This is a genomic window from Pseudovibrio sp. Ad5, assembly GCF_001623095.1.
In the GTDB taxonomy this organism is placed as follows: domain Bacteria; phylum Pseudomonadota; class Alphaproteobacteria; order Rhizobiales; family Stappiaceae; genus Pseudovibrio.
The window spans coordinates 74,404-98,659 of the sequence record NZ_LMCH01000066.1 but is presented as its reverse complement, the minus strand read 5'-3'; the positions used below and the strand labels follow the sequence as shown (position 1 = coordinate 98,659).

Sequence of the window (24,256 nt, the reverse complement as noted above, 5' to 3'; positions counted from 1 at the left end):
GTTGACCGCACTCCCCAAGCTTTAGCTCCTACCAGCATTCAGAGCGTCCGGCTTGAACTCCAGCACCCAGCACGTTTTCAGATGACCTTTCCGGAAGACGTTTCTGGTTTCGCTGTGATACTGAACCTCACGCAACTCCAGAAAATCTGGCAGCTCATCCTGAGCATGGCTGTTCTTGGCGAGCAGCTCACCCCACTCACGTGCCAGTTTGCTTGGCTTATCGACAATCTCTGCACCCAAGCTGATTTCACCTGTTGGCTTCAGGATCAATTGCGTCCGCGTTTCCGGTTGTAATAAAGCCCGCAAGGAACCTGTCAGCCCCGGAAATTCATCAGGCGTCTCCTGAGCTGTTGCGCTTGCTTCCTGCGTTTCCGGATCTTCAACTGTAACTGTTGTGTAATCTGGTTTGGCAGGTTCTGGAGCCGTCTTCTGCTTGACAGAAATCAGATACTCGCTCTTCTTGCCTCCTTCAGGACGCGTGATGGAAACATCAAACAAAGCGACCCAAGGTTGCTCTGAAATCCATTTCTGGATCTTCTTCAGGCTCCCACCCGATTTTTCAATCCGTGCATGAACGTCATCGCGAACATGCTCCATCAGCTTATCCAGCGCAAAATGAGCCTTGCCAAAACTCATCAGCAGGCCATTACCTTTTGTGCTCAAGAAGGTGTCCAGACGCTCTCTCATAGAAGAAAGCTCGCCGGATTGCTTGGTTTGACTGTCTTTCAATTCATTCAGATTGACAGTCAGCGATGCGAGGTTTTTGGCAGCAGCTTGCGGCAGCGCTCTCATCTTGCCGATTTCTGACATGGTATGAGAGGTCGGCTTGTATTCAACCACCCAGGCTGGCTCAAGCATATCGTTCTCAATCAGGAAGCCTTCAATCTTGTGATAGCGAACCTGCTTCAGAATGAAGTAGTCTGGCAACATGGCCGAGATGTTATCACCCCGTTGCTTAGCCGCTACGAGCGTACTGCTCCAAGCCATCGCCAGATCACTTGGCTTTTTAACGATCGGCAGTTCATCTACGCCATCCTCACCAGTCGGCACCAGTTTCAGGGCCTCCATCATCTCATTGGAGCGCAGGCCATTCAAAACCAGTTGAGGTTTATCGCGCAACTCACTCTTCGTCAGTCCCTGCTGCGGAACCACATCACTGTTGTCGAAGAATGTACTGTTGCCTACTGTTCTCGGAGCAGGATCGTGACGCAGCTCTGTGTTGATGTCGTAATATCCGCCATCTTTCTGAATGGAAACGGAGATCAGCGCCGCCCACGGCTGCTTAGCGATCCATGCCTCAGTCTTCTTGGCGCTGTGATGGTCCGCCAGATGCTGCTCAGTCAACTGCGATGCCACCTCACGTAGGCTGGCCAACGCGTACTGCGCCCGGCCATTCTCATGTGAGAGGCTTTCTGTGCTGGAAAGGATCGCATCTCCAAAGCTCATGGCAGCCAGCAAATCATTGCTGGCATTCAGCGCTTCGCCCAGCTGCTTGGAAGTTGCCATTCGATAAGCAACAACATCTTTCTCGATATCATTCAGATAACGCACATCCTGCTCGGTCACAGCGTGTGCTCTGGCAGTATCGACTGCTTCACTCAAACCCTTGCTAAAAGCATTCTGGCGCAAGAGCGTGTTGACATCGCCAACAACTTCTTTGTTCAGGGCCTTCAAGTTCTGGCTCAGGAACACCAGCAGCTCTTTGTGATTACTGGATAAATCCTCTGGTGCAGCCAGTGCTGCGACCTTCAGGAAGGCAAGGAAGCGAGGATCATGAGCGGCATCTTCAAAGATTTGCTTGGCCAACGCACGTGCATCATTGTCCAGCCCGGTTCTAAACTGCATACGCAGATATGTGTCAGCCTTGTCTTGAGCCATACCCAACAGACCTGTGATCAGTCGTTGCTTTTTTGCAGCTTCCGGTCCTTCATGTGCAGTACCTGTCGGGTCATTGATAAAGGCCGTTTTCTTTTCTTGATACGCTTGGAATTGCTGCTCAAGCTCCGGGCTCACCGCCAAATCCAACTCATGCATAGCCAGCATTGCCGGATGTGGTTTTAACTCTAATGGTTCGCTGCGTGGCTGAGGTGCAGATGGTTGCTCAACAGTCTCCAACTTAGGCTGCCCAACAGCTTGGGACGTGCCGTTGACAGCAGCCGTCTGGCTTCCCTCAGGCTTGGGAGTGTCAACAATAACGTAATCGCTCAGATCAGGATCTGATGTCATGTGATCAAGCGTGTTCGCATGTGCAGTGAGCGGGGATTCTGCTTCGGTTGGAACTGGCTTTGCACTCTGCTGTGAGGACGCCTCGGTATTACTCGCACCGTGCCCCATCAACTTCTCTGGAGGTAATCGGTAGCCTTCATAGCGAAGCTTCTTTGCGGCGCGTGACATTCCATCCGTCGGGTTAGATGGTTCACCCTCCGGTTTATGATGCTTGTGATAAGCGAGTGGGCGCAATTGAGGGTCTTTCGCCCCGGCCTTTGCTGGACGGCTGTGCTTTGTAGATTTTCCGTTCAGCTCATCCAGCTGATCCAGCAAGCGATGCACATTCTTTGGCTCGGCATGGCCCAGCATATGCCCTTTATGAGAACTGGTTGTTTTCTTAGGTGTGGCCCCTTGTTGGTCTGGATTGACCTGAGGCTGCGAAATTTTTGAATGAATTGGAGAACGACCCACGGGACACCTCATAAATTCCCGGTGTTGGCCTCCATTGTTCAGGAGTGCCGGAACACCAACGTGAAAACAGTAAATTCTATTGATTTGTCAGAGTGGTCAGGAACCAATGATCACCATGTCTGAGCCGTACTTGGGCAAAGGCACATGGATTACATCGTCTGCGCTCTCGTCAGCAGAAGGCTGCGCGCGCTCCAGTCGTGCGTTTGCATCAAGCAGCAGATCAAACGCCTTGCGCATAAGCTCGACGCCACCACCCGTAGAAACCTCAGTCCAGTGAGAAACGCGCTGTCCGGTGATCGACGCGATGATATGTGGCTGAGTGAATGCGTTGCCGTTGCTTTTCAAAAGCATGAGAGCTTGGTCAGCAGAAAGGTCAACTTTGCGCAGACCACTCGTCAGCGCCATCATGATAAAATCCTCATGATGTTGGCACAAAATCAGATGACTGCGCTCATCGACGCAGAAAAAATAGGCACCACTACACGATTCTGGCAGGTCCAGATCAAAACTGGACGAAAACGCCCGAACCAACTCATCAAATGCAGTCGTCTCAGCCATGGCATACTCCTCACCATGAGTGGAAGAGATCTTGGAATGAAGATCTCAATGCAGTTGAGATTGGCACTTCTACAGAGGAGCTACTGTGCTGATCGGAACAGTTACTTTCAGAAAATGTAGAAAAACGGAGGCAGGTTGAGAGCTAAGGTAAAATATAGGTTGAATTACTTATTTTCATCTATCGCTCTCATGGGAACGGTGTATGCTGGCTAAGTTAAGTTCCTACCTTTCCTCCGGTAATCCATACTTCGATGATTTCGTTTAAGCATATGTATTTGCGGGCATTACCGCTCTTCCTCACTGGCAGCGCTGCCTTGTTCACCAACTGGACAGACACTTACGTCTCCAGCTATTTCGGTGCATCCGCTGTTGCCGCAGTCGGCATCTGTGGCATGATGTTTTATGTCCTGTTTTCATTCTCCAACGGCTTTTCCATCGCAATCCAATCCTTCACTGCTGGATTTCTGACCAGTCGAGAAAACAACGAAGTGCTGGACGCGTTTGTGATCTGTCTGATCTTGGGCGTAAGCTTTGGCCTCTTGTTAACAGCAGCTTCAATCTATTTTCTCGAAGACATACTCATTTTCATGAATCCAGACGCTGAGGTTAGAGAAGCCTCAAGGCGATACCTGGAGTTTCTCCTCTATGCGACGCCGTTTTATTATATGTGCGGTGCCTCCCGCGGCTTGCTTATTGCTGTCGGTAAGGCGTGGACAGTCTCCTACATCGGCATTGGAACGCAGATCGTGAATGCCGTTGCAACTGTCATACTGGCATTTGGTTGGGCTGGAGCTCCTAAACTGGGAATTTCAGGAGTTGGGTTTGGCACCTTCATCGCATTCGCGCTTGCAGCGGTGTTCTATGTGTCAGCAGCCCTACAAGCGATCTCGCAGCAAAAACTCAGGCTTGGCGTACTATCTCTGCCTCTGATTGCTGAGATTTTGAAGAAGGCATTCCTGTCAGCCTCCCAAAGCACAATCTATGCTCTTGGCATTTTCTCAAGCTATTGGATTGTCGGGCATCTCAGTGTTTTAGCTTTGGCCGTCTATCAGGTTATCACTCAGGCAACACTCATCCCGATTTATGTGGCAAATGCTTTGGGAAGCGTCGCGATCAGTCAGGTAGGTCAGGCAGTTGGGGCTAAAGACCTGTCGAGAGCTCAACAAGTTGGCCTGAAGATGATCTCAGGCGCGGCCTACCCAATTGTCATCTACGCTCTGCTCGTCATGGTGCTCTCTGAGGACGTCCTGCTCCTTTTGTTGGGAGAAGCATTGGATGAACCACAACTCATTATGGTGTTCACTCTCTCCTGCTTAATCTTACCAATCAACATTGCAGGAGCAGTGATGAACTATGTTCTGCAAGGTGCCCAACTGTTCGGGCGAGCCTGGACGGTCTCAGCAATCACGCAATGGCTTATATTTTTGCCACTGGCCTATGTATTCGGCGTCTCAATGAGTTACGGACTGGCAGGTGTAATCTTTGCGGACTTTATTTATCGCGTTGGCTTGTTCCTGACGCAATACAGTTTCTGGAAAGGCTATTCGGAACCTGCATTGGCAAGAGCTTCAGCAAAAACAGGATAAACCGCAGGTCTCTCTCAGACACCTACGGTTTATTGGCTGGGCAAGCCGTGGAGGGCTTTGCTTCAAGCCGTTGCCATCTCAGTCTCTGGTTTGTGCAAGCTCACAACAATCACAACCGCCAAGCCGTTTGCGAAGTAGTAAGCGGCGTCCAGGCCGGTAAAGCCGAAGAGGAAAGGGGCCAACAGGAATAGCGCTCCAACCGCTCCATCAACGGCCAGATGGAAACTGTAAGGCAGCACACGGAGCACACCGAACTGATGATCTGTCAGAAGCGTCAAGATCAACGCTGCTGTGCCTGTGCCAACAGATAGCCAGAGTGCCAATGGATTGGCTGCTCCAAGACCAAGAATGAAGGGCAAACCGATCAACGCAAAGGCAACGGGATAATCCAGATAAGCATGGATGCTTTTTGTAACGAAACGGAGGGACATGACAGGGTTCCTTTTTGACTGTGTCGGTCTTTCGTTTTAGGCACAGTCAGATTAGGAGAAGCCCCCGTTTTGCTCAATTTCAGGACGTTCAAAGAAATATGCAGATCGTTCAGAATGGATATAAATATGGAACAATTGAGCTGATTTCTCTCAATGAGATGTGCGATACGCCGCTGGTGTTAAACCTACTTCCTTCTTGAAAACCCGCGTAAATGCAGATTCAGAAGCATATCCGGCAAGCGCTGCCACTTCAGACACGCTCATCTGATCATCGACCAAGCCCTGCTGAGCAATCTGCATGCGCCAACTCGTCAGGTATTGCATGGGTGTAAGGCCCATCTTGCTGGAAAACTGCGTCGCAAATCCAGTTCGCGAAAGGCCGGCCTCCCGCGCCAAACCCTCTACACTCCACTCGCGCGCAGGCGCCTTATGAAAGGCCGCCAGTGCTCTACTCAACTGCGGATCAGCAAACCCGGCAAGCCCGAGGTGCTTTTCACCTTCCTGCTCAATGAAACTGCGCAGCGCCTGAGCAAACAAAACCTCGGTCATTTTTAGTGCGATCAGGTCACCGCCAAGGCGCGTGCCATGTGTTTCATCTCCTATCAGCCGCAGTGTAGCCTCCATCCAACGCCCAGCAGCTTCACCATAGTTTGATATATGGATGTAATCAGGCAGTTGATCAAAAATGAGATGGCGAGCATTGCGGGCTAGCGAAATGTGACCACAAATTAATTGCGTCTCACGTTCATCCTGCTCCCCGCCGTAAACCAACACACCTTCACCGTTGTAACCGGAAAGCTCCAGAACACGATCCAGCGGCAGGATGACTTCCTCTTCAGAGCGCCCGCAATAGATGTCATGCGCGGCACCATGAGGAACGATCAGTAAGTCACCTTGAGCGAGCAACACTTTCTTGCCGGTCTCCTTCACCCGCACCATGCAATCTCCTCGGTGGGCAAAGTGAAAGCGGGCTACATTCTCAAAGGAAGGCACGGCAACGCCCCACGGCACCGTAAAAGAGGTGCGGAAGTAAAGCGTGCCTTTGACGGAAAGGCGGGTAAGGATGTCACTGAGCGTATCAAGCATCATCCAATTATGGATGAGAGGTGCTTAAACGTCTACTGCCCTGAACGATCTGATCGATATTGCGAATGATCTACATTATCTGAAATCGTATTGGCGTGTTGTAAGCTTATCTAGTTTCACAAAAGTCAGCGTTACTCGTCTTAGCTTGCGAAGCAAAATGCTTCTGTCTGTTAAACAGAATAAAGAAGAAAAAAATGAAACTAAGACAATATTGCCACATTACAGCGCTGATTATTGTAACTGGGCTGACAGCGATGCCAACAACACCTGCGTATGCTGCATCCGATCACGTACTTGAATTCCGATTTGGTGGCAGGGGGCGTAACCCAGTTGTAGACACCATGCGCAACTATATCTTGGGATGTCTGCCCAACAGAACACGGATTGAAGGTGAGAACCCTGTAGCGGCGGCAGGTCCATGGACTGTTAGAGTTCCTGCGATTCAAGGTCGTGAATATTCGAATGCAGATGTTGAACGTACCCTTATGAGTCAGGGATGTGCTCGCGTTCGTCCAATAAAAGTTGAGGGCGTCAGAGCCTGGGGTCCTTAATTTGTTGCCCGAGGCTCGCAGAGACTTAAAGAGCTTCGGGCACTATCTTATCAAGATCGCACGAAAATCGTTCACGTTTGTCAGAGTTGGGCCAGTGATGACGCTGTCGCCAATTGCTTCAAAGAACCCGTGCCCGTCATTGTCAGCAAGTGACAGCCGCGGATTGATCTCCTTGCCCCAGGCTCTTTGTAGGGTAGAGGGATCACAGTAAGCCCCTGCAATCTCCTCAATCCCGTCAACACCGTCTGTATCTCCAGCGAGCGCGTAGACACCCTGCTGGCCATCTAATGCAACCGCCAGTGAGAGCAAGAACTCCACATTCCGCCCTCCACGACCATTGCCCTTGAGCGTGACTGTCGTCTCACCACCAGAAAGCAACACACAAGGGGCTTTGAACGGCTGTCCATGCGAGGCAACCTGCTTGGCAATCCCGGCCATCACAATACCTACATCCGTAGCCTCACCCTCAACGCTGTCACCCAATATATAAGCTGGAACACCTTGTTTCTCGGCAACAGATGCTGCGGCTTCCAGCGCCAACTGCGGTGTAGCGATCATATGCGTCTCAACAGATCCGAGGTGCAGGTCGCTTTTATCCGGTGTTTCACCAACGCCACTTTCAAGAACCTCCAATGCTCTTACAGGCAACCCAATCTTATACCGCTCCACAATCGCCATCGCATCTGCGCACGTGGTTGGATCTGCAACCGTTGGGCCAGACGCAATGTTAATCGGATCATCACCCGGAACGTCGGAGATCAGTAGATTAATCACTTTAGCAGGATGGCACGCAGCAGCCAGACGTCCCCCTTTAATCTGCGAGAGATGTCGCCGCACACAGTTCATTTCGCTGATCGTAGCGCCACACCGCAACAGCTCCTTGTTGATGCACTGCTTGTCTTCCAGCGAAAGCCCCTCAAACGGCAAAGGTAGGAGCGAAGAACCGCCACCGGAAATGAGGCAGAGAACTGTGTCATCAGCAGAAAGATCAGAAACAAGCTTCAACATGCGCTTGGCACCAGCCAATCCCGCGTCATCAGGCACTGGATGCGCAGCTTCAATAATTTCGATGGACTTGCAGGGAACGTTATAGCCATAACGAGTGATTACGAGACCGCTGAGATCTCCTTGCCAGTTATCTTCTACGGCCCGTGCCATGGCTGCAGAGGCCTTCCCTGCACCAATAACGATGAGCCGTCCTTTGGGAGTGTCAGGTAAGAACTTCGGGATACATTTCTCAGGTTGAGCGGATTCAATGGCCGCATGAAACAGGCCACTCAGAAAACGCTTAGGATCAACTGCCATTGCTGATCACCCCCGATTGCTACCGAAAAGTTTCGGTTATCTTTTTGAATTTCTTCGTATTTTCTAGCTTTAACCCGCAGGCATTTCCAGCAAAAAACAACAGGCTCCGCTCTCTGGTGAGAAAGCGGAGCCTGTTATTTTTCGAAACTTCATCGAAACCTGAAAAACTACAGAGAGTTATCTCAGCAGGAAGCCGTTACCAACAGGGTCATCATTTTCCCGCCAGAAGGTTGCTTCTCCGCTGTAATGTGCTTTGCCTGCTACCTGCGCGATGATCGCATCATGTGGTCCGCATTTGGCATCCGCGAAATAAGTGCCTTCAAAGCTTGTTGCAATCAGGCTCTCAAATCGCCGCGTCTGCCCTTTGCTAATCAGACCCTTAGCGGCTTGTGCAGCCAATCGTGCGGTTACACCGGACCCGGTTGGGCTGCGGTCTACCTGGCTGTCAGCAAACACGCAGATGTTCGCAGTTGGGTCAGCGCTGTAAGCGTCATTTCCATCTGTCAGGATAGTTCCATACAGGAATGCAAGATCAGCATCATCCGGATGCTGAAGCGTCACTGCTGCACGGATAGCATTGCTAACGGCGTTTGCAGCATCAACCAGATCACGTGTTCGGGATTTCTGTACATCCAAGCCAAACGCAGAAGCAGGCGCCAGACCATAAAATGCGCCTCCATAGGAGACATCGACGGTCAGCTCACCCATGCCTTTCACATCAACCGTCACGTCGCGGGAGTGAAGGAATGCTGGCACGGAATGGAAGGAGACTGCATCAGGAACACCGTTATCGACCTCGACGGAAGCAACAACCAACCCACAAGGACATTCAATGCGCACTTCAGTGATGGGCGACTTGGCCTCAACCAGCCCATGATCAATTGCGTATCGCCCCAGAGCAATCACCGCATGACCACACATGGTGCTGTAACCTTCATTGTGAATGAAGAGCACACCAAAATGAGCATCCAGGTGAGACGGTTCAACGAGGATCGCGCCGTACATATCGAAATGACCACGAGGCTCAAACATCAAAAAATGCCGGAGGTGGTCAAGGTTATCTCGTGCATAGCGACGCTTTGCCAAAATGGTGTCGCCGGGGATCTCCGGATAGCCGTCGGTTACAATACGAAGCGGCTCGCCGCCTGTATGCATGTCGACAACACTTATTTTCTGTTGTTTATCCATGTTCTCCCCCAGAACTAGTCGGAATGCCTTATTTCCGAATTGTTTGTCTTAGCATAGAGCTCCTTCAGCGCTTTCCATTTAATTAGTTGCAATTGATCGGAAAAATGCGCTCAAGCAAAACGAGCCCCTTCATAGCGTGCACAGGAGGATGGCTCAATATGCTGTGAAATATTACTGCTCAAGTGATTTGGAGTTTTTCTTAAGATGCTCGTGGCTCTTGGTGTTTATGGTGGCTTGTTTGCGTTTTCATTTCTAGCTGCCACGCTAGCTCCGGGCTCATCAGAGGCAGTCCTCAGCGGCTTGTTACTAGCGGGAGGCTGGGATCCGGTGATCTTGATCGCATCGGCTTCGCTGGGCAATGTCGCCGGCTCAGTGTTCAACTGGTATTGCGGACGTTTTCTGTCTCACTATAAAGACCGGTCGTGGTTCCCGGTAAAAGAGCATCAATTCAAGCAAGCTGTGCGCTGGTTTAAGCGATATGGACAAGCCTCAATGTTGCTCGCATGGGTGCCAATCATTGGCGACCCACTCACACTCATTGCCGGCACTTTGCGCATGAAATTCATGAACTTTCTGGTGCTGGTCGCAATCGGCAAAGTTGCCCGATACCTGTTTGTGTATTACGCAGTCACGTTTTGGCAGGGATAACCCACGGATTAAGCGTGGTTTTAAATAATCAATTCTGATTAGAGTAAATGGCCGAACCCTATGGGTTCTATAGATAAAATTAATTTTATATGTGCAATGCAATTTATCATGACTTAGCGGAAATATCGACAATGCAGAAGGGGGGTGATAGAGAAAAACGATCTTTACTCGAACTCACCTTTTGGAAATGCCTTCGTCCACGTCTAACGTCTCCATCGCTTATCGCAAACTGAAGCAAGCAATCCTCGAAAACCGGCTCGGTCCGGGTACGCAGGTGCTCGAGCAGGAAGCGGCTACCCAGCTGGAAATGAGCCGTACGCCAGTGCGTGAGGCCATGCTAATGCTGCAGAAAGACGGGCTCGTGGAAATGCGCCCGCGTCAGGGTATGCGCGTTCTTCCAATCACCGTCGGCGATATCTCAGAGATCTATGAGATCCTTGAAGTTGTTGAAGGACTTGCCATTCGCAAGCTTGCTGAAAAGCCAATTAGCGAAAAGCAGGCGCGTGCACTGGAGGACTCTGTTACCCTGATGGATCTCTCACTTGAACGTGGAGACCTCAGCGTTTGGACATCTGCTGACAAGAAGTTTCACGAGGATGTCGTCAAGTTTAGCGGCAACGTGCATCTGGAAACTGTCTTCCTACAGCTCTGGGACAGATCGCAACGCGCACGCAACATGCTGCTGAAAGCGCATGGTGCCCCTGTCAACTCCGCGCAAGAGCATTGGGAGCTGTTGAAGTTCATCAAAGAAGGCAAAGCGGCGGAAGCTGTCGAGTTTCAGAAAAGCTTGCGTGCTGAGGCCGCAGAGCAAATCTGTAAAATGATCTTTGACGTGATGAGCGGAATGGTCCCGTCAAACTAAAAGCGGGACCGAAGCCCCGCCTTTCCTGAAATCTTAGTCTGCTTCCCAGAGGTGTCCGGGTTTTCCGGTCACATATCCGTTTGCCAGCGCACCTGGCAGCTGTTGTGTTTGCAGACGTGCTACGGCCTCGGTACTTTCAATCTTTCCGTCAACAAGATCACGATAGATCTCGGCAATCGCAATCATATCAATATCATGCGGTGAAAGACGCAAGCGGCCAACGCCTTTTGTCAAAAGCTCGTCGCGGCCAAGCGTGATGGCTTGAACACTGTGAGACAGTGTCTGAATACCATTCGCTGCAAGAAACTTCTGATCATCCAGTGTCGTCACATCCATGCCGTCAAGATCACGGTCACAGATGAACTGACAGTTATCTTTATGCAGCTTGTGAGCGCGTGCATGGTAGCAGCGACCAGAGACAGCCAGTGGCAGACGACCAAATGCAAACAGCTCGATGGTGAGATCTGGCAGAGCCTGCGCAATCGCTTCAACAGACTTGATCGGCAGTTCAACGGGCGGGCAGAACGTTTCCATACCCAGGTTTATGAGAACCTTCGCTGTCTGCTCATTGTAGATGTTGAGGAACGGCCCACCAACGAAAGGTTCACCAGAGCGTTTATGAACACTCGCAATATCGTTAGCTTCTACCAGTTCGCAATCTGCTGAAAGGGCATTGATGGACTTACGATCACGCATGGTGACGGGCAGCGCAATCGTTGAGAAGACAACTGTTTTACCTGCATTGGTGAGGCGCTCATAAATCTCAGGCCACACCTTGTCGTTAAACGGCATGCGTTTGCCACAAATAACTTCGCCAATGTAAACGCGCTCAACTGGAGCTTCATCTGCTACACGCGCATAAAAGTCGACGAGTTTTTCGTTGGACCAGTTGAAGAAGTTAGGACCAATGGAAAGTTCGATCTTGCTCATGATTGGTCCTTATCTCCAGATCTTTTTGTAGGCGCCGGTGGTTTCGCGTCCACCTTCTGTCATTGCGCTCAACATGGCTGAAACTTCTTCTTCCGCATTGCCGCCTGCATCCATGGCATCAACAGCTGCACGGAAGGCTTTCACTACCTGTGAAATGTAGGCTTTACCGCGCTGGCGACCTTCAATCTTAACTGCGGTCACACCTGCTTTTTGAAGGCGCGGCAACAAGCTTGCAGCATTCAGGCTAACAGGGTCTTCAAACAGGTAGGAGGTTTCTCCCTCTGCTTTAAAGCGTCCCTTACAAAGCGTTGGGTATCCAGCAGTTTCGCCTTCACCAAAACCATCAATGGTAAAGCCGCCCAGACGGGCATAAAGATTGCTGCCGTCCTCGTCGTAAGAAACATCGCCTGGAGGGGAGCAAACGCCAGTCAGGTTTGGAGACTTGCCTGTAGCGTATGAAGACAAAGCGCAGCGCCCTTCCGTCATCACGCATAGGCCGCCAAACACAAAGACTTCAGTCTCGACCGTGACCTCTTTATTGAGCTTGACGATTTCTTCAACGGACATGACACGTGGAAGAACCACACGCTGCACGCCAAAGGTATCCTGATAAAAGCTGATTGACTCCGGTGTTGCCGCAGCAGCTTGTACGGAAAGGTGCAGACGCAGGTTCGGATGCTTCTCTTGTGCGTAGTCAAGCACTGCAATATCGGCAGCAATGATCGCATCAGCACCAGATGCAGAAACAGCATCAACCGCGCGCTTCCAGATGTGTGTGTCACCCGCCCGGGCAAACGTGTTCACAGCAACAAGAACGTGCGAACCGTGCTTGTGAGCGAGGCGAACCCCGGCATTCAGCTCCTTTTCAGAGAAATTCAGACCGGGGAAGTTTCGAGCGTTGGTTTCGTTGCGCAAACCGCAGTAAATGCTGTGTGCGCCCGCTTCTGCGGCGGCTTTAAGAGCAGCTGGTGTACCGGCTGGGCAAACAAGCTCCAGTGACGGATTATTATCGTTGCGCTGTCCAAGCATAAAACACCTTCCAGAAAATAACAGAGTGAACCACTTGGTTCGCGCAGGGCGCCTTCACCCTGCAGCGGCAATCAGGAAGTGGCAGTTGGTGCGTCGAGTAGTCGGCGCAGATGATCTAATGTCTTGTTGGTCGCTCCATCCACGACTTCACGTGGGCGACCATTGAAACCAAGGAACTCAGCAGGAGAGAGATCGGCTTCCTCCATGGTGTTGCGAAGCGCAAGCACAGCGTCCGTGTCACCCTCGATCACCAGATCGCGGGTAAAGAAAACGGCATCACCATCGTAGGTGCCATCAACCAGCCCTAACAGGACGATGAGTGGTCCAGAAATACGCGCCGCACCATCAGGCGCATCTTTACGCTTGAACATCTCAACCGTTGCATGTTCGCCATTCGGGATCATGCGGAAGACATGCGGGATATCAATCGGGTCGATTATGAAATGCGTGCGTTTGTATGTGTCCAAACGCTCGAAGAGGTCTGGGCGATTATGGGCAAGCCGACGCACAGCTCGGGTCAGAGCAAAGCCAAGCGGAGGAACCGGCAATATGCCGAGAGCTTTTTGCAGGGCAGGAGGAAACAGGCCTCGGTCCGGTTTAAAGAACATACTTTAATCTCCACTGATCAGTATCCTCTCCTATTAATCCTAGCGGAACTCATCATTGATGGAGGTCAAGGACCAGAGCGACAACACCCTTCAAATGTGTGTTAACCCAGCGAACAGATCCCGAGTTTGCCTAGTAATCTGGAAATGGCATGTATTGGCGTACCGAAAAGAAGTTCGAGACACTCTCCAGCTTTCTCAATGTATTGGAAGCAAAGCAGGAGCTTGTGAGAGTAAAGGCGCCGGTCTCAGCTCAGTTTGAAGCGACAGAAATCCATCGTCAGGTGATTGAGCAGGGCGGTCCCGTGCTTCAGTTTGATAATACGATCACATGTTCGGGAACGCACAGCAAAATGCCGCTTCTGACCAATGTGTTCGGCACGCGAGAGCGCGTCGCTCTAGGGCTCGGCTGTGCACCAGATGAGCTTCCGGCCCTAGGTGAACTTCTGGCCTATCTTCGCTCGCCGCAACCGCCAAAGGGCCTAAAAGGCTTCATCGATGCGCTACCTGTTGCTAAGGCAGCTTGGGCAGCTCGTCCAAAACGCTTGCGGTCATCTCCACTGATAGACATGCCGGTTGATCTGGAACAGTTCCCTGTGCAGATGTGTTGGCCAAACGATGCCGGCCCGCTGATCACATGGGGCATCGTTATCACCCGCCCTCCGGGAAAAGATGATCCCTCTCAGTACAATCTGGGTATCTACCGTGCGCAAGTCATCGGCAAAGACAAAGCAATCCTGCGCTGGCTCGCCATGCGTGGTGGAGCAGCCCACCATCGCCTCTGGCAGGCACGTGGCGAGCGTATGCCGGTTGCCGTTGTCATTGGTGCTGATCCTGCAACAATCTTGTCAGCTGTCATACCAACACCCTCCGATGTCAGCGAACTGATGATTTCCGGTGTCTTGTCCGGTGGACGACCAGAGCTGATCCCATGTAAGCACGTTGACCTGCATGTGCCAGCATCCTCTGAGATTGTTCTGGAGGGCTTTGCGGAGCCATTAGAAACAGCTGAGGAAGGCCCATTCGGGGACCATACCGGCTACTACAACGACCCTGATCAGTTCCCAGTTTTCAAAGTATCGGGTATCCGCGCCCGCAAGGATCCAGTCTACATGAGCACCTTCACCGGCAGAGCGCCAGACGAACCTGCAGTCCTGTCCGAAACCATGAACGATGTTTTCTTGCCATTGCTGAAACAACAAATTCCAGAGGTCGTCGATCTATGGCTCCCGCCTGAGGCGTGTTCCTATCGAATTGCAGTTCTCAAGATCAAAAAAAGTTATCCCGGTCAGGCACGCCGCGTGATGATGGGCATGTGGTCGCTGCTGCCTCAATTCACCATGACCAAGCTGATCATCACCGTTGATGAAGACATAGACTGCAGAAGCTGGAGCGATGTGATGTGGGCCGTTGCCACCCGCATGGACCCATCTCGTGATCTCGTTGTTCTGGATCGCACGCCTGTCGACACATTGGATTTTGCATCTGGTTTGGAGGGTCTGGGAGGCAAACTTGGTATTGATGCAACGACCAAAATCGGATCAGAAACGCGCACTGACTGGCCAGAAGTGATGCGTATGCCGGAAGAGCTGACCAAGAAGGTTGAAGATCGCTGGGATGAACTGTTCCCCGGTGGCTTGCCTAAAAAACAAAACCAGGATCAACCAAAGGATGCTATCACCCCTTCAGAGATAAAGAATTCTCCTGAAGGAAGTGAGTAGGCTGCATGACGAAGCGTATCATTGTCGGAGTATCGGGCGCATCCGGAGCTCAACTTGCTCTGAAAACGCTGGAAATCCTGAAAGTGCTGAGTGTCGAAACGCATCTGGTGCATTCAAAAGGAGCCGTTGCTTCTGTCCAACATGAGCTTGGCAAGGATGGTGTTGAGCAGCTCAAAGCACTTGCATCCATCACCTACGCACCTGATGAAATGACAGCCGCTATTGCAAGCGGCTCGTTCCACACTGACGGTATGATCATCACGCCATGCTCCATGCGTACACTATCAGGTGTGGCCTATTCTTTCTCGGATAACCTGCTCACACGCGCTGCTGATGTTGTGCTCAAAGAGCGCCGCAAGTTGGTTCTCGTCCCGCGTGAGACACCTTTGCATGAGGGGCATTTGGAGGCGATGCTCAAGGTGACTCGGATGGGTGGAATTATCGCACCGCCGGTGCCTCCATTTTATGCAGATATGCAAAACAAAGCGGATATGCTCAAAGAAATTGCTGCTCGCGGCATTAATGCACTAGGAATTGATCCCGGCGTGAACATGACTAAGTGGCAATAGAATTATCCTAGGTTACTTTACTGTAATCTTATGAAAATTCATCGTCCACTTTGCGGCTTAAGTTTACCGGCGATAGCTACCTTTACCTCGGAATTGAATAGGTAATTTCTATTCAATTTTAATAGAAAAATACTAAAGGTGAAGATAATGTCCCTGTGTTTTAAGCGCCCCCTCTGGTTTGGCCTCTTCGTATTTTCGGCTCTTTTCCTAGTGTTAGCACTAGGTCAGAAAGCAAATGCGACATCTATCACTCTGGATACCACTGATACCGAACTCTGCGAAGTTCAGGTCACAATTGGACCGGAGGCTCCCAACGGACCCATTCATAGATTTACTGATATCGATGCGGATGATCGCTACACCTTCCAGACGAATAAGCTCTGCAATCGCCGCTCTGTAGGTGGTGAGGCATGCCTGGAAGATTACACCGAATGGTCATGTTGTGAAGCGAAAGACGGCGAGGACATCACCTGCAGAGTGCCTTAAATTAGGTCTCCCAGCTCAATTGCACAAAAAACGACCTTCTCTAAGTCGGCGCAATTTGCCAACATAGTTCCTACGACGAGTATTGTATGTCGAGGAATATATGAAAACGATTGGCTTATTAGGAGGAATGAGCTGGGAGAGCACTGCTACTTATTACAGACTGATTAATCAGCAAACACGTTTACGGCTTGGCGGACTCCATTCTGCTGAGTTGGTTTTATGGTCTTTTGATTTTTCTCAGATCGAGTTGCTTCTTGCTCACGGAGAGTGGGAAGAAGCGGGTAACCTGCTAAAACAGGCGGCGCTGAAATTAGAAGGTGCCGGTGCTGATTGCATTGTGATCTGTGCGAACACAATGCACAAAGTCGCCTCCTACATCCAGGATGGTTTGACGATCCCATTCATTCATATTGCTGAAACAACTGCGAATGCCATCCAAAAGGTAAAACGCAGGAAACCACTTTTGCTTGCAACGCGTTACATTATGGAACAGGATTTTTACATCAGAAGATTGCAGGATACCTACGGATTATCGGTAGTGATCCCTGACAATGGAGGGCAAGCCGTCGTCCATGACATCGCCTATAATGAGTTGTGTCGGGGTCAGATTAATGAGGATTCTCGCCGCACACTCTTGCAGATTGTCAGAAAAGCACAGGACCAGGGTGCAGATAGTGTCATTCTGGGGTGCACAGAGCTTGGACTGTTGGTGGGGCAGGAGGATATTTCAGCTCCGGTCATTGATAGCACCACGGAACATGTGCGTGGAATTTTGGATTTTGCATTGAAGAATGAAAGTGAATTTGAAGAGCTAGTCTAATCAGCGGGAATTTGCCCGCTTCAGGAGGGAAAATAATGAAGAAACTATGGGTCTCTGCCGTACTGGCAGCAGGGCTTGCTTTACCTGCGCAAGCGCAGGAGGCGGCGGACAGTATTGCGCCGGAAATGGCAAGCGGAATCTCCGACAAGCAAATGGTAACCGCGCAGAAGTTTATGGTGGTTGCTGCAAACCCTCATGCATCAAAAGCGGGTTTTGATGTTTTGAAAGCTGGCGGAAACGCCATTGATGCAATGGTTGCTGTGCAGCTCATGTTGGGATTGGTTGAACCTCAATCCTCCGGGATCGGCGGTGGTGCCTTCCTCGTTTATTACGACGCAGAAGCGGGCGAGCTGACCACATATGACGGTCGTGAAACAGCGCCTGTATCCGCAACACCAGAATTGTTTCAAAACGAAAACGGCGAACCGCTCAAATTCTATGATGCAGTTGTTGGCGGCCTATCTGTAGGAACGCCAGGCACAGTAAAGCTGCTGTATGATACTCATGCGAAATTGGGCTCTCTGCTATGGGCAGATCTGGTTGCACCTGCCATCAAACTCGCAACAGACGGCTTTGAAGTTTCGCCACGCCTGAACGCTTTGATCACCAATGATCAAGAGCGCCTCTCTCGTTTCGAAACAACAAAAAACTACTTCCTGCCGGGTGGCACTCCTTTGCCAGTTGGGCACCTGCTCAAAAACCCAGAGTATGCAGCGACACTGACTGCAATTTCTCAAAATGGAGCGGACGGTTTCTATTCCGGAGATATTGCAAAGTCCATCGTTGAGACTGTTCAGTCTGCTAAGGGCAATCCGGGTAAACTGGCTCTTGAGGATCTGGCAAACTACCAAATCAAAGAGCGTGCCGCTGTTTGTGCAGAGTACCGCGCCTTTGAAGTTTGTGGCATGGGCCCACCATCCTCTGGCGCTCTGACTGTTGGTCAAATCCTCGGTCAGCTCAACAGCTATGACCTGCCTTCCATGAACTCAGGCGATCCAAATGCATGGCGCTTGATTGGTGATGCATCCCGTCTCGCCTTCTCTGATCGCGGTCGCTACATGGCGGACAGTGATTATGTGCCAATGCCAACCAAAGGCCTCGTTGCGCCTGCTTACCTCAAAGAGCGCGCAGAGTTGCTGAGTGGTGACAAAGCATTGTCAAAAGAGCAGGTGGTACCGGGGAACCCAACATGGGATCACGCCATGTTGCTGGCTGACGATGAGAGCATTGAACTGCCATCAACCAGTCATTTCTCTATCGTAGATGCAAACGGCAATGCTGTTTCCATGACGACCACAATTGAGAACGGCTTTGGTTCACGCCTGATGACCAATGGTTTCCTGCTCAACAACGAGTTGACGGACTTCTCGTTCCGTACGCATCGTGACGGTGTGCCGATTGCTAACCGCGTTGAGCCGGGCAAACGTCCACGTTCTTCCATGTCTCCGACAATCGTGATGAAGGACGACAAACCATTCGTTGTTGTTGGGTCTCCGGGCGGCAGTCGCATCATTGGCTATGTTGCAACAACACTGGTTGCGAACCTGGATTGGGGCATGAATATTCAGGAGGCGATCTCTATGCCGCATCTGGTCAATCGCTTTGGTACCTATGACCTTGAGAAGGGCACCGCCGCTGAAAAGCTGCAGCCAGCACTGGATGCTATGGGTTACAAAACCAATATTCGCGACCTCAATTCCGGTCTTCATGGAATTGTGATCACGGCAGATGGCCTGCAAGGTGGCGTAGATCCACGCCGCGAAGGTCTTGCTCTGGGTGAATAAAAACCAGAATTAACGAAGCTGAGACTCGAGAGATCGGCATAATTGTCTCTTGAGTCTTAGCACCCTGCTAAGCGTGTACCAAAGTACGCTCTTAGGTGTCTTCCTTCCTCTGTGATAGCTAGAAACTCTTGAAATTGGCTGTGCCTGTCGGCTCTGGCCTGCGAGGTGCTAGTGCCAATGACGGAGCTACTCCAACATCCCCCAAAAGATACTTGCATGCTATCGGTTGTGCATCGGTGGGTGCTGCTGGCTGCAATGAGTTTCATCCTTGGGCTCGCTTTGTTGGATGAAACAGTCGTCAGTCTGGCTCTGCCAACCATCTCAGAAGAGTTTGGGATGACGCTCACTCAAGCCCATTGGGTGGTGAATTCCTATCTGCTGATGTTCGCAGCTTTGGTGGCTCTGGGTGGCAAACTCGCTGATCTGGTGAACATCAATTACCTCATCCTCTCTGGCATGATCATCTTCGGTCTAGCGTCGCTGGCCTGTGGTTTTGCTCCAAACGGAGGCTTCCTCGTAGGCGCGCGCGTAGTGCAGGGGATTGGCGCTGCAATCATGTTCCCTCTGCCCATTGTTGCTATTTCACGCATATTCCCACCTGAAGGCAGAGGCTTTGCATTGGGCGTGTTCGGCTCAATCGCCACTATCTTTCTGTCTTCAGGGCCACTCGTGAGTGGCTACTTCACGAGCTATTTCTCTTGGCGATGGATTTTCTGGATCAACCCACCCTTTGTTCTGATCGTCTGCTTGGTTATCGCATTTGCTCCGTTGAAAGGGCGCATTGCACACGGACAGGATAAAAGCCTTTCGGATTACTCATTTGACTGGCTCGGCATCATCACATTGCTTGTGGGGCTTTTCTTCTTCGTGCTGGCCATCATGCAAGCGCCGGAATGGGGCTGGACATCAAGAGATATCGTCTTGTCATTCGTTGTTGGGGTGTCCGCGTTAGCCATCTTCCTCTGGAATGAACTGCATATAAAAGCACCGCTCATTCAAGTGCGTTTCTTCAAGAAGCCTTCCTTCGCAGTTGCGGCATTTGTGGTCTTTCAGGCGCAATATTCCAAGATTGCAATGTTCATTTTTGGAGCTTTGTACTTTCAGGATAAACTCGGCTTTGCTCCGTTCTTTGCAGGTTTGGCATTGATGTCGGCAGTCGTGATGAATGCTGCAACAGCTGGCTTGAGTGGTGTTTGCGTCGATAAGTTTGGTGTTCGTACGCCGGCCATGTGGGGGCTGCTGGTGCTGTCCAGTTCTACGCTTTGGCTAACAGTCTTTATCTCACAGGATAACTATTGGCTGCTGCTTCCGGCACTACTCGCATGGGGAGCTGCAATGCCCTTGTTGTTCCTACCATCTATGAAGTCATCAGTGGACTCGGTTGAGTTGACGAAAAAGGGGCAGGCGAGTGGTGTTATGATCACCTCTCAAATGCTGGGTGGCACAATCGGAATGTCTGTCTCCAGCTCAATTTTTCTTTTCACGGAAAGCTATGAATATGTGTTTGGCACCGCGGCAGCTGTCACTCTGCTCTGCTACCTGCTGTCTTTTATGTACTTTGGAAAAGATGCAGGTGCTCTCGACAGTGAAAAACAGAGCTGATGCAATCACCAGCTCTGACCGTAGCGTTATCCTGCTTGAGAATAGACCCGCTTACCATCCACATAAGTCGCTGCAATCGCGCGATCATCGCCAAGGATCATCTGAATAAACAGCTGCTCAATCACGTTATTGGCGTAAGCCATGCGGTGGCGGATCAGTGGTGTTGAGAGTGGGTCAATAATAGCGAAATCTGCTTCCATACCCACTTTGATGTTACCGATCCGGTTTTCCTGATAGAGCGCTTTGGCTGAACCAACCGTCGCCAGATAATAGGCCTGTACCGGGTGCAATGAGTAGCCTTGTAACTGGGCAACCTCATAGGCCGTCCGCATTGTGGTCAGCATGGAGAAACTGGACCCACCACCCACATCTGTTGCCAGCCCTACAGTGATTGGCTCGTGTGTAAAATGCGAACCGCGTACATCAAACAATCCAGAGCCAATAAAGGTGTTCGAGGTTGGACAATGCGCAATCGATGTCCCGGTTTCATGAATAAGCGCTTTTTCACGATCATTCAGATAAATCCCATGCCCAAGCACACAGCCCTTTCCCAGCAAGCCAAAGTGTTCGTAAACGCCAACGTAATCAGGATGCTCAGGATATAGCTCTCCCACCCATTCCAGTTCCTGACGGTTCTCAGAAGTATGGGTCTGTAGCAAAGCTTCAGGATGCTCTTTCCAGAGCGCTCCGGTCGCTTCCATCTGCTCAGGAGTAGAAGTTGGTGCAAAGCGGGGAGTTATGGAGTAGAGCGCACGACCCTGCCCATGCCATTTCTCCAACAATGCTTTGGATTGATCATAACCTGTCTGCGCCGTATCACGCAGGTTTTCTGGCGCGTTGCGGTCCATCATGACTTTACCGGCAGCGATGCGCATGTTGTATCGCGCAGCCTGCTCAAACAGCGCATCCACGGACTCAGGATGAATGGTGCAGTAAACGGAAGCACTGGTGATGCCGTTTGAAAAGCTTTGCTGCAAATATACGTCGGCAGCACGGCGTGCGTAGTCAATATCGCCAAATTTGGCTTCAGCTGGGAAGGTATAAGTATTGAGCCACTCGATCAGCTGAGCGCCGTAGGAAGCAATAACCTCTGTCTGCGGATAATGGACATGGCAATCCACAAAGCCCGGCAGAATGAATTTGCCGCTGTGATCATGAACCACAGCATCACTTGGCAGCGTCTTAATAAGCTCTGCCGCGTCGCCAACTGCGGTAATCCTACCGTTTTCGGTAACAACCAGCCCATCAGACCAGTCTGTCAGTGCCTCTGCCGGATTATCGCAGAACGGATCGCCGCTAAATTGGAATACATGGCCGCGAAGCGCTGTAATCGTCCGAACAGTGTCTTGCATCAGATCTTCCCCGGGAATTGAACCAAACAGCCATATCTAGCGTAAATCCCGGTAGGGATCGAGGGTAAATACGTAATTACCCGGGAGAGATCTGAGAACAACGTGATGCGTGTAAGAGATCAGTCCTCTTCTACTGCTGCCTCATTGAGTTCAACGTCAATCATCAGATCAGCCGCAATACCTTCCAATGCCTCAGAGACTTCTGCTGGCGACAGATGTGGCGGAATAATAATGCGAGCATTTGCGCGGAACATAAGATCACCACTCATGGAACCCGGTTCAACCAGTGACTCCAGAGTTTCAATGCTCACATGAAGATCTGCCAGCACGCTGGAGACACGGCTGATCATGCCGGGTTGATCTTGTCCCAGAATATGAAGAAGCGCATGAGCACCTGCTGGCGCATCACCCGTGTTGTGAACGTGAATGCCAATGGTAAGCCCCACAGACTCAAGCTTGGTCAGAGCGGCTGAAAGATCTGCTGCCTGTGCCTTTTCAACATGTACACGAACAATCCCCGCAAACTGGCCTCCCAGACGCGAGAGGGAACTGTCGATCCAGTTCGCTTTGTGATCAGCAACCACCTTGGAGATTTCACCAACCAGACCTGGGCGGTCATCAGCAACGACGGTGAGGACAAGCTCTTTTTTCATAACGCATTCTCCACAAAAGCGACCCCTGTGATAGGCTAGGGCCTTGCCTATAATAGCAATGCCAGATGCAGGTGTAAGTCAAACACTTCGATCAAGTTACCCGTATTTTTGCACCTAAGAAAACCTCTGGTATCGACCAATTGCGCAAATTATCATCTTGCTATCTCTAGGGGCGCCAACTAGCTTGCTCCTCGTAAAACTATGGACGGCGTCCCGTGACGGACTGAAATGGATTTCGGGGGCGGTCGACCCACATCGGGGGCCAGAATCGAAGCTGTCTGACGAAGTAATGTGTGAAGCTGCGGACTTATGGTGCGCGGCTGATGTTCTATTTCGTTGGTCCATCTATTGTCTTTGCGACGTCTCCTTAAATGACAGCGATAAACCCCTGTTGCCAATGGCAATGGAAGGCACCGCTGCATGTTGGAGATAGAACATGTCTTATTTTTTGAAGCCCGCGCTCCTCGCAGGAGTGATGGGGCTTTCCTCGTCTGCTGCCTTTGCACATGCGGGACATTTGGGTGAGCTTGCTGGCCACAGCCATTGGATTGGCGTAGCCGCAGTCACCGGCGCTGCAATCATCGCTGGTCTGGCTGCCAAAGCAAAAAAACGATCCTCTTCCTCTGAAGAGAACTCGCCGGAAAATGCTGAGAGCGATGGTGCTCTCTCCCCAGATGGTACAGAAGCAGAGCCAGCATAATGACAATAAAAACAGAAGAAAAACTCGGCGTCATGATCTGCGGACATGGTAGTCGAAACAAAGGTGCAGTCGCCGAATTTGCCCGCCTTGCAAAAGGTATGCGTGAAAGATTTCCGGATCTTCCAGTAGACTATGGATACCTTGAGTTCGCAAATCCTGTGATCCATTCAGGTCTGGACAATCTGCGCGAGCAGGGGTGCACGCGCATTCTTGCAGTTCCGGGCATGCTGTTTGCTGCTGGACACGCCAAAAACGATATTCCGTCTGTGCTCAACACCTATCAGGCCAAACACCCTGAAGTGTCCATCGAATATGGCCGCGAACTGGCCGTCGATACGCGTATGGTACAGGCCGCAGGAGCACGCATTCAGGAAGCCATCGATGCAGCTGGTCCTGAGGTGAAGCCGGAAGAAACCCTGCTTATGGTGGTTGGTCGAGGTGCATCAGATCCGGATGCAAATTCCAACGTTGCCAAAATCACCCGCATGTTGTGGGAAGGTTTCGGCTTTGGTTGGGCGGAAACATGCTATTCTGGCGTAACCTTCCCGCTCGTTGAACCGGGGCTGGAGCATGCTGTTAAGCTTGGTTACAAGCGTATCGTTGTGTTCCCATACTTCCTGTTCACTGGCGTTCTTGTACAGCGTATTTACAACTTCACCGATGAAGTTGCCGCACGCCACCCGGATGTTGAGTTTATCAAAGCAGGCTATCTGAACGATCACCCGAAGGTCATCGACACTATGCAGGAGCGTGTGACGGAGATTGTTCAGGGTTCAAACAACATGAACTGCCAGCTTTGTAAGTACAGAGAACAGGTTCTTGGGTTTGAGGCTGAGATCGGTTTGCCACAGGAAAGCCACCACCATCACGTGGAAGGCTTGGGTGATGAAGCTGAATGCAAGCTGTGTGATGTGACGTGTACTGGAGAGTGTGACAGCAAGGGCGCGGATGCTCACGATCATGCGCATAGTCACTCCCATGACCCCAGCCACGGGCATGGACACCACCATCATCACGGTGATGACCACGGACATGATCACCATCATCATCCGTATCCTCATGCAGATCACCCGCTTGGGCCAAAATCCATGTTGAAGGATGATGCCTGAGA

Annotated in this window: 23 protein-coding genes; 12 read left to right on the top strand and 11 right to left on the bottom strand. The window is 51.1% G+C overall.

Features of this window, described 5'->3' with window-relative positions; translation table 11 throughout:
• Positions 1-21 precede the first annotated feature (21 nt).
• Complete coding sequence (locus PsAD5_RS25485) at positions 22-2,679, bottom strand: hypothetical protein (RefSeq protein WP_063294168.1); 2,658 nt, start codon at positions 2,677-2,679, stop codon at positions 22-24.
• Positions 2,680-2,775: 96 nt separating this feature from the next.
• The gene (locus PsAD5_RS25480; RefSeq protein ID WP_063294167.1) at positions 2,776-3,237 is read right to left on the bottom strand and encodes a hypothetical protein; all 462 of its coding nucleotides are present in this window, start codon (positions 3,235-3,237) and stop codon (positions 2,776-2,778) included.
• 251 nt (positions 3,238-3,488) lie between these two features.
• Here PsAD5_RS25480 and PsAD5_RS25475 point away from each other — a divergent pair, with 251 nt between their 5' ends.
• A complete protein-coding gene (locus PsAD5_RS25475; protein ID WP_063294166.1) occupies positions 3,489-4,823 on the top strand; it encodes an MATE family efflux transporter in 1,335 nt (444 codons plus the stop codon).
• A 62-nt stretch (positions 4,824-4,885) separates the two neighbouring features.
• Here the strand turns inward: PsAD5_RS25475 and PsAD5_RS25470 are convergent, their stop codons facing one another.
• Both PsAD5_RS25470 and PsAD5_RS25465 read right to left on the bottom strand, forming a co-directional pair.
• On the bottom strand, positions 4,886-5,254 hold the full coding sequence (locus tag PsAD5_RS25470) for a hypothetical protein (RefSeq protein WP_063286595.1): 369 nt from the start codon (positions 5,252-5,254) through the stop codon (positions 4,886-4,888).
• A gap of 150 nt (positions 5,255-5,404) precedes the next feature.
• Positions 5,405-6,340: an AraC family transcriptional regulator gene (locus PsAD5_RS25465; protein WP_063286657.1), complete on the bottom strand. Its 936-nt coding sequence runs from the start codon at positions 6,338-6,340 to the stop codon at positions 5,405-5,407.
• A 194-nt stretch (positions 6,341-6,534) separates the two neighbouring features.
• Between PsAD5_RS25465 and PsAD5_RS27935 the strand changes: the two genes are divergently transcribed.
• Complete coding sequence (locus PsAD5_RS27935; protein WP_153039921.1) at positions 6,535-6,891, top strand: hypothetical protein; 357 nt, start codon at positions 6,535-6,537, stop codon at positions 6,889-6,891.
• A 42-nt stretch (positions 6,892-6,933) separates the two neighbouring features.
• Here PsAD5_RS27935 and PsAD5_RS25460 read toward each other — a convergent pair whose 3' ends face one another.
• Together PsAD5_RS25460 and PsAD5_RS25455 are read right to left on the bottom strand one after the other, a co-directional pair.
• Positions 6,934-8,196 carry a glycerate kinase type-2 family protein gene (locus PsAD5_RS25460; RefSeq protein WP_063294165.1) on the bottom strand — a complete coding sequence of 421 codons (1,263 nt, stop codon included), beginning with the start codon at positions 8,194-8,196 and terminating at the stop codon, positions 6,934-6,936.
• Between the two features lie 177 nt (positions 8,197-8,373).
• The gene (locus tag PsAD5_RS25455) at positions 8,374-9,384 is read right to left on the bottom strand and encodes a proline racemase family protein (protein WP_063286597.1); all 1,011 of its coding nucleotides are present in this window, start codon (positions 9,382-9,384) and stop codon (positions 8,374-8,376) included.
• A 204-nt stretch (positions 9,385-9,588) separates the two neighbouring features.
• Here PsAD5_RS25455 and PsAD5_RS25450 point away from each other — a divergent pair, with 204 nt between their 5' ends.
• Entirely contained in the window at positions 9,589-10,032 is a 444-nt protein-coding gene (locus PsAD5_RS25450; protein ID WP_063286598.1) for a YqaA family protein, read from the top strand.
• A gap of 187 nt (positions 10,033-10,219) precedes the next feature.
• Complete coding sequence (locus PsAD5_RS25445; protein WP_057461644.1) at positions 10,220-10,894, top strand: GntR family transcriptional regulator; 675 nt, start codon at positions 10,220-10,222, stop codon at positions 10,892-10,894.
• A gap of 33 nt (positions 10,895-10,927) precedes the next feature.
• Here PsAD5_RS25445 and ubiV read toward each other — a convergent pair whose 3' ends face one another.
• The 3 genes from ubiV to ubiT all read right to left on the bottom strand — a co-directional run bounded on the left by ubiV (position 10,928) and on the right by ubiT (position 13,461).
• Entirely contained in the window at positions 10,928-11,824 is an 897-nt protein-coding gene (ubiV, locus tag PsAD5_RS25440) for a ubiquinone anaerobic biosynthesis protein UbiV (protein ID WP_063286599.1), read from the bottom strand.
• A 9-nt stretch (positions 11,825-11,833) separates the two neighbouring features.
• Positions 11,834-12,853: a ubiquinone anaerobic biosynthesis protein UbiU gene (ubiU, locus tag PsAD5_RS25435; RefSeq protein ID WP_057461646.1), complete on the bottom strand. Its 1,020-nt coding sequence runs from the start codon at positions 12,851-12,853 to the stop codon at positions 11,834-11,836.
• 71 nt (positions 12,854-12,924) lie between these two features.
• A complete protein-coding gene (ubiT, locus tag PsAD5_RS25430) occupies positions 12,925-13,461 on the bottom strand; it encodes a ubiquinone anaerobic biosynthesis accessory factor UbiT (protein ID WP_057461648.1) in 537 nt (178 codons plus the stop codon).
• Between the two features lie 149 nt (positions 13,462-13,610).
• Between ubiT and PsAD5_RS25425 the strand changes: the two genes are divergently transcribed.
• The 6 genes from PsAD5_RS25425 to PsAD5_RS25400 all read left to right on the top strand — a co-directional run bounded on the left by PsAD5_RS25425 (position 13,611) and on the right by PsAD5_RS25400 (position 20,440).
• Complete coding sequence (locus PsAD5_RS25425; protein WP_063294164.1) at positions 13,611-15,179, top strand: UbiD family decarboxylase; 1,569 nt, start codon at positions 13,611-13,613, stop codon at positions 15,177-15,179.
• Positions 15,180-15,184: 5 nt separating this feature from the next.
• Entirely contained in the window at positions 15,185-15,748 is a 564-nt protein-coding gene (locus PsAD5_RS25420; RefSeq protein ID WP_063294163.1) for a UbiX family flavin prenyltransferase, read from the top strand.
• 147 nt (positions 15,749-15,895) lie between these two features.
• Entirely contained in the window at positions 15,896-16,234 is a 339-nt protein-coding gene (locus PsAD5_RS25415) for a hypothetical protein (RefSeq protein WP_057461653.1), read from the top strand.
• A gap of 100 nt (positions 16,235-16,334) precedes the next feature.
• A complete protein-coding gene (locus PsAD5_RS25410) occupies positions 16,335-17,054 on the top strand; it encodes an aspartate/glutamate racemase family protein (protein WP_063294162.1) in 720 nt (239 codons plus the stop codon).
• Positions 17,055-17,089: 35 nt separating this feature from the next.
• On the top strand, positions 17,090-18,838 hold the full coding sequence (gene ggt, locus PsAD5_RS25405; RefSeq protein WP_063294161.1) for a gamma-glutamyltransferase: 1,749 nt from the start codon (positions 17,090-17,092) through the stop codon (positions 18,836-18,838).
• Positions 18,839-19,054: 216 nt separating this feature from the next.
• Complete coding sequence (locus PsAD5_RS25400; protein ID WP_208988837.1) at positions 19,055-20,440, top strand: MFS transporter; 1,386 nt, start codon at positions 19,055-19,057, stop codon at positions 20,438-20,440.
• A gap of 26 nt (positions 20,441-20,466) precedes the next feature.
• On the opposite strand, the gene guaD is transcribed toward PsAD5_RS25400, so the two are convergent.
• On the bottom strand, positions 20,467-21,792 hold the full coding sequence (guaD, locus tag PsAD5_RS25395; protein ID WP_063294160.1) for a guanine deaminase: 1,326 nt from the start codon (positions 21,790-21,792) through the stop codon (positions 20,467-20,469).
• Between the two features lie 119 nt (positions 21,793-21,911).
• The gene (locus PsAD5_RS25390; RefSeq protein WP_057461659.1) at positions 21,912-22,445 is read right to left on the bottom strand and encodes a glycine cleavage system protein R; all 534 of its coding nucleotides are present in this window, start codon (positions 22,443-22,445) and stop codon (positions 21,912-21,914) included.
• 436 nt (positions 22,446-22,881) lie between these two features.
• Here PsAD5_RS25390 and PsAD5_RS25385 point away from each other — a divergent pair, with 436 nt between their 5' ends.
• Together PsAD5_RS25385 and PsAD5_RS25380 are read left to right on the top strand one after the other, a co-directional pair.
• Positions 22,882-23,145: a DUF6732 family protein gene (locus tag PsAD5_RS25385; protein WP_063286606.1), complete on the top strand. Its 264-nt coding sequence runs from the start codon at positions 22,882-22,884 to the stop codon at positions 23,143-23,145.
• Positions 23,145-24,254: a sirohydrochlorin chelatase gene (locus PsAD5_RS25380; protein ID WP_063294159.1), complete on the top strand. Its 1,110-nt coding sequence runs from the start codon at positions 23,145-23,147 to the stop codon at positions 24,252-24,254. Before PsAD5_RS25385 ends, PsAD5_RS25380 begins: the two co-directional genes overlap by 1 nt.
• Positions 24,255-24,256 lie beyond the last annotated feature (2 nt).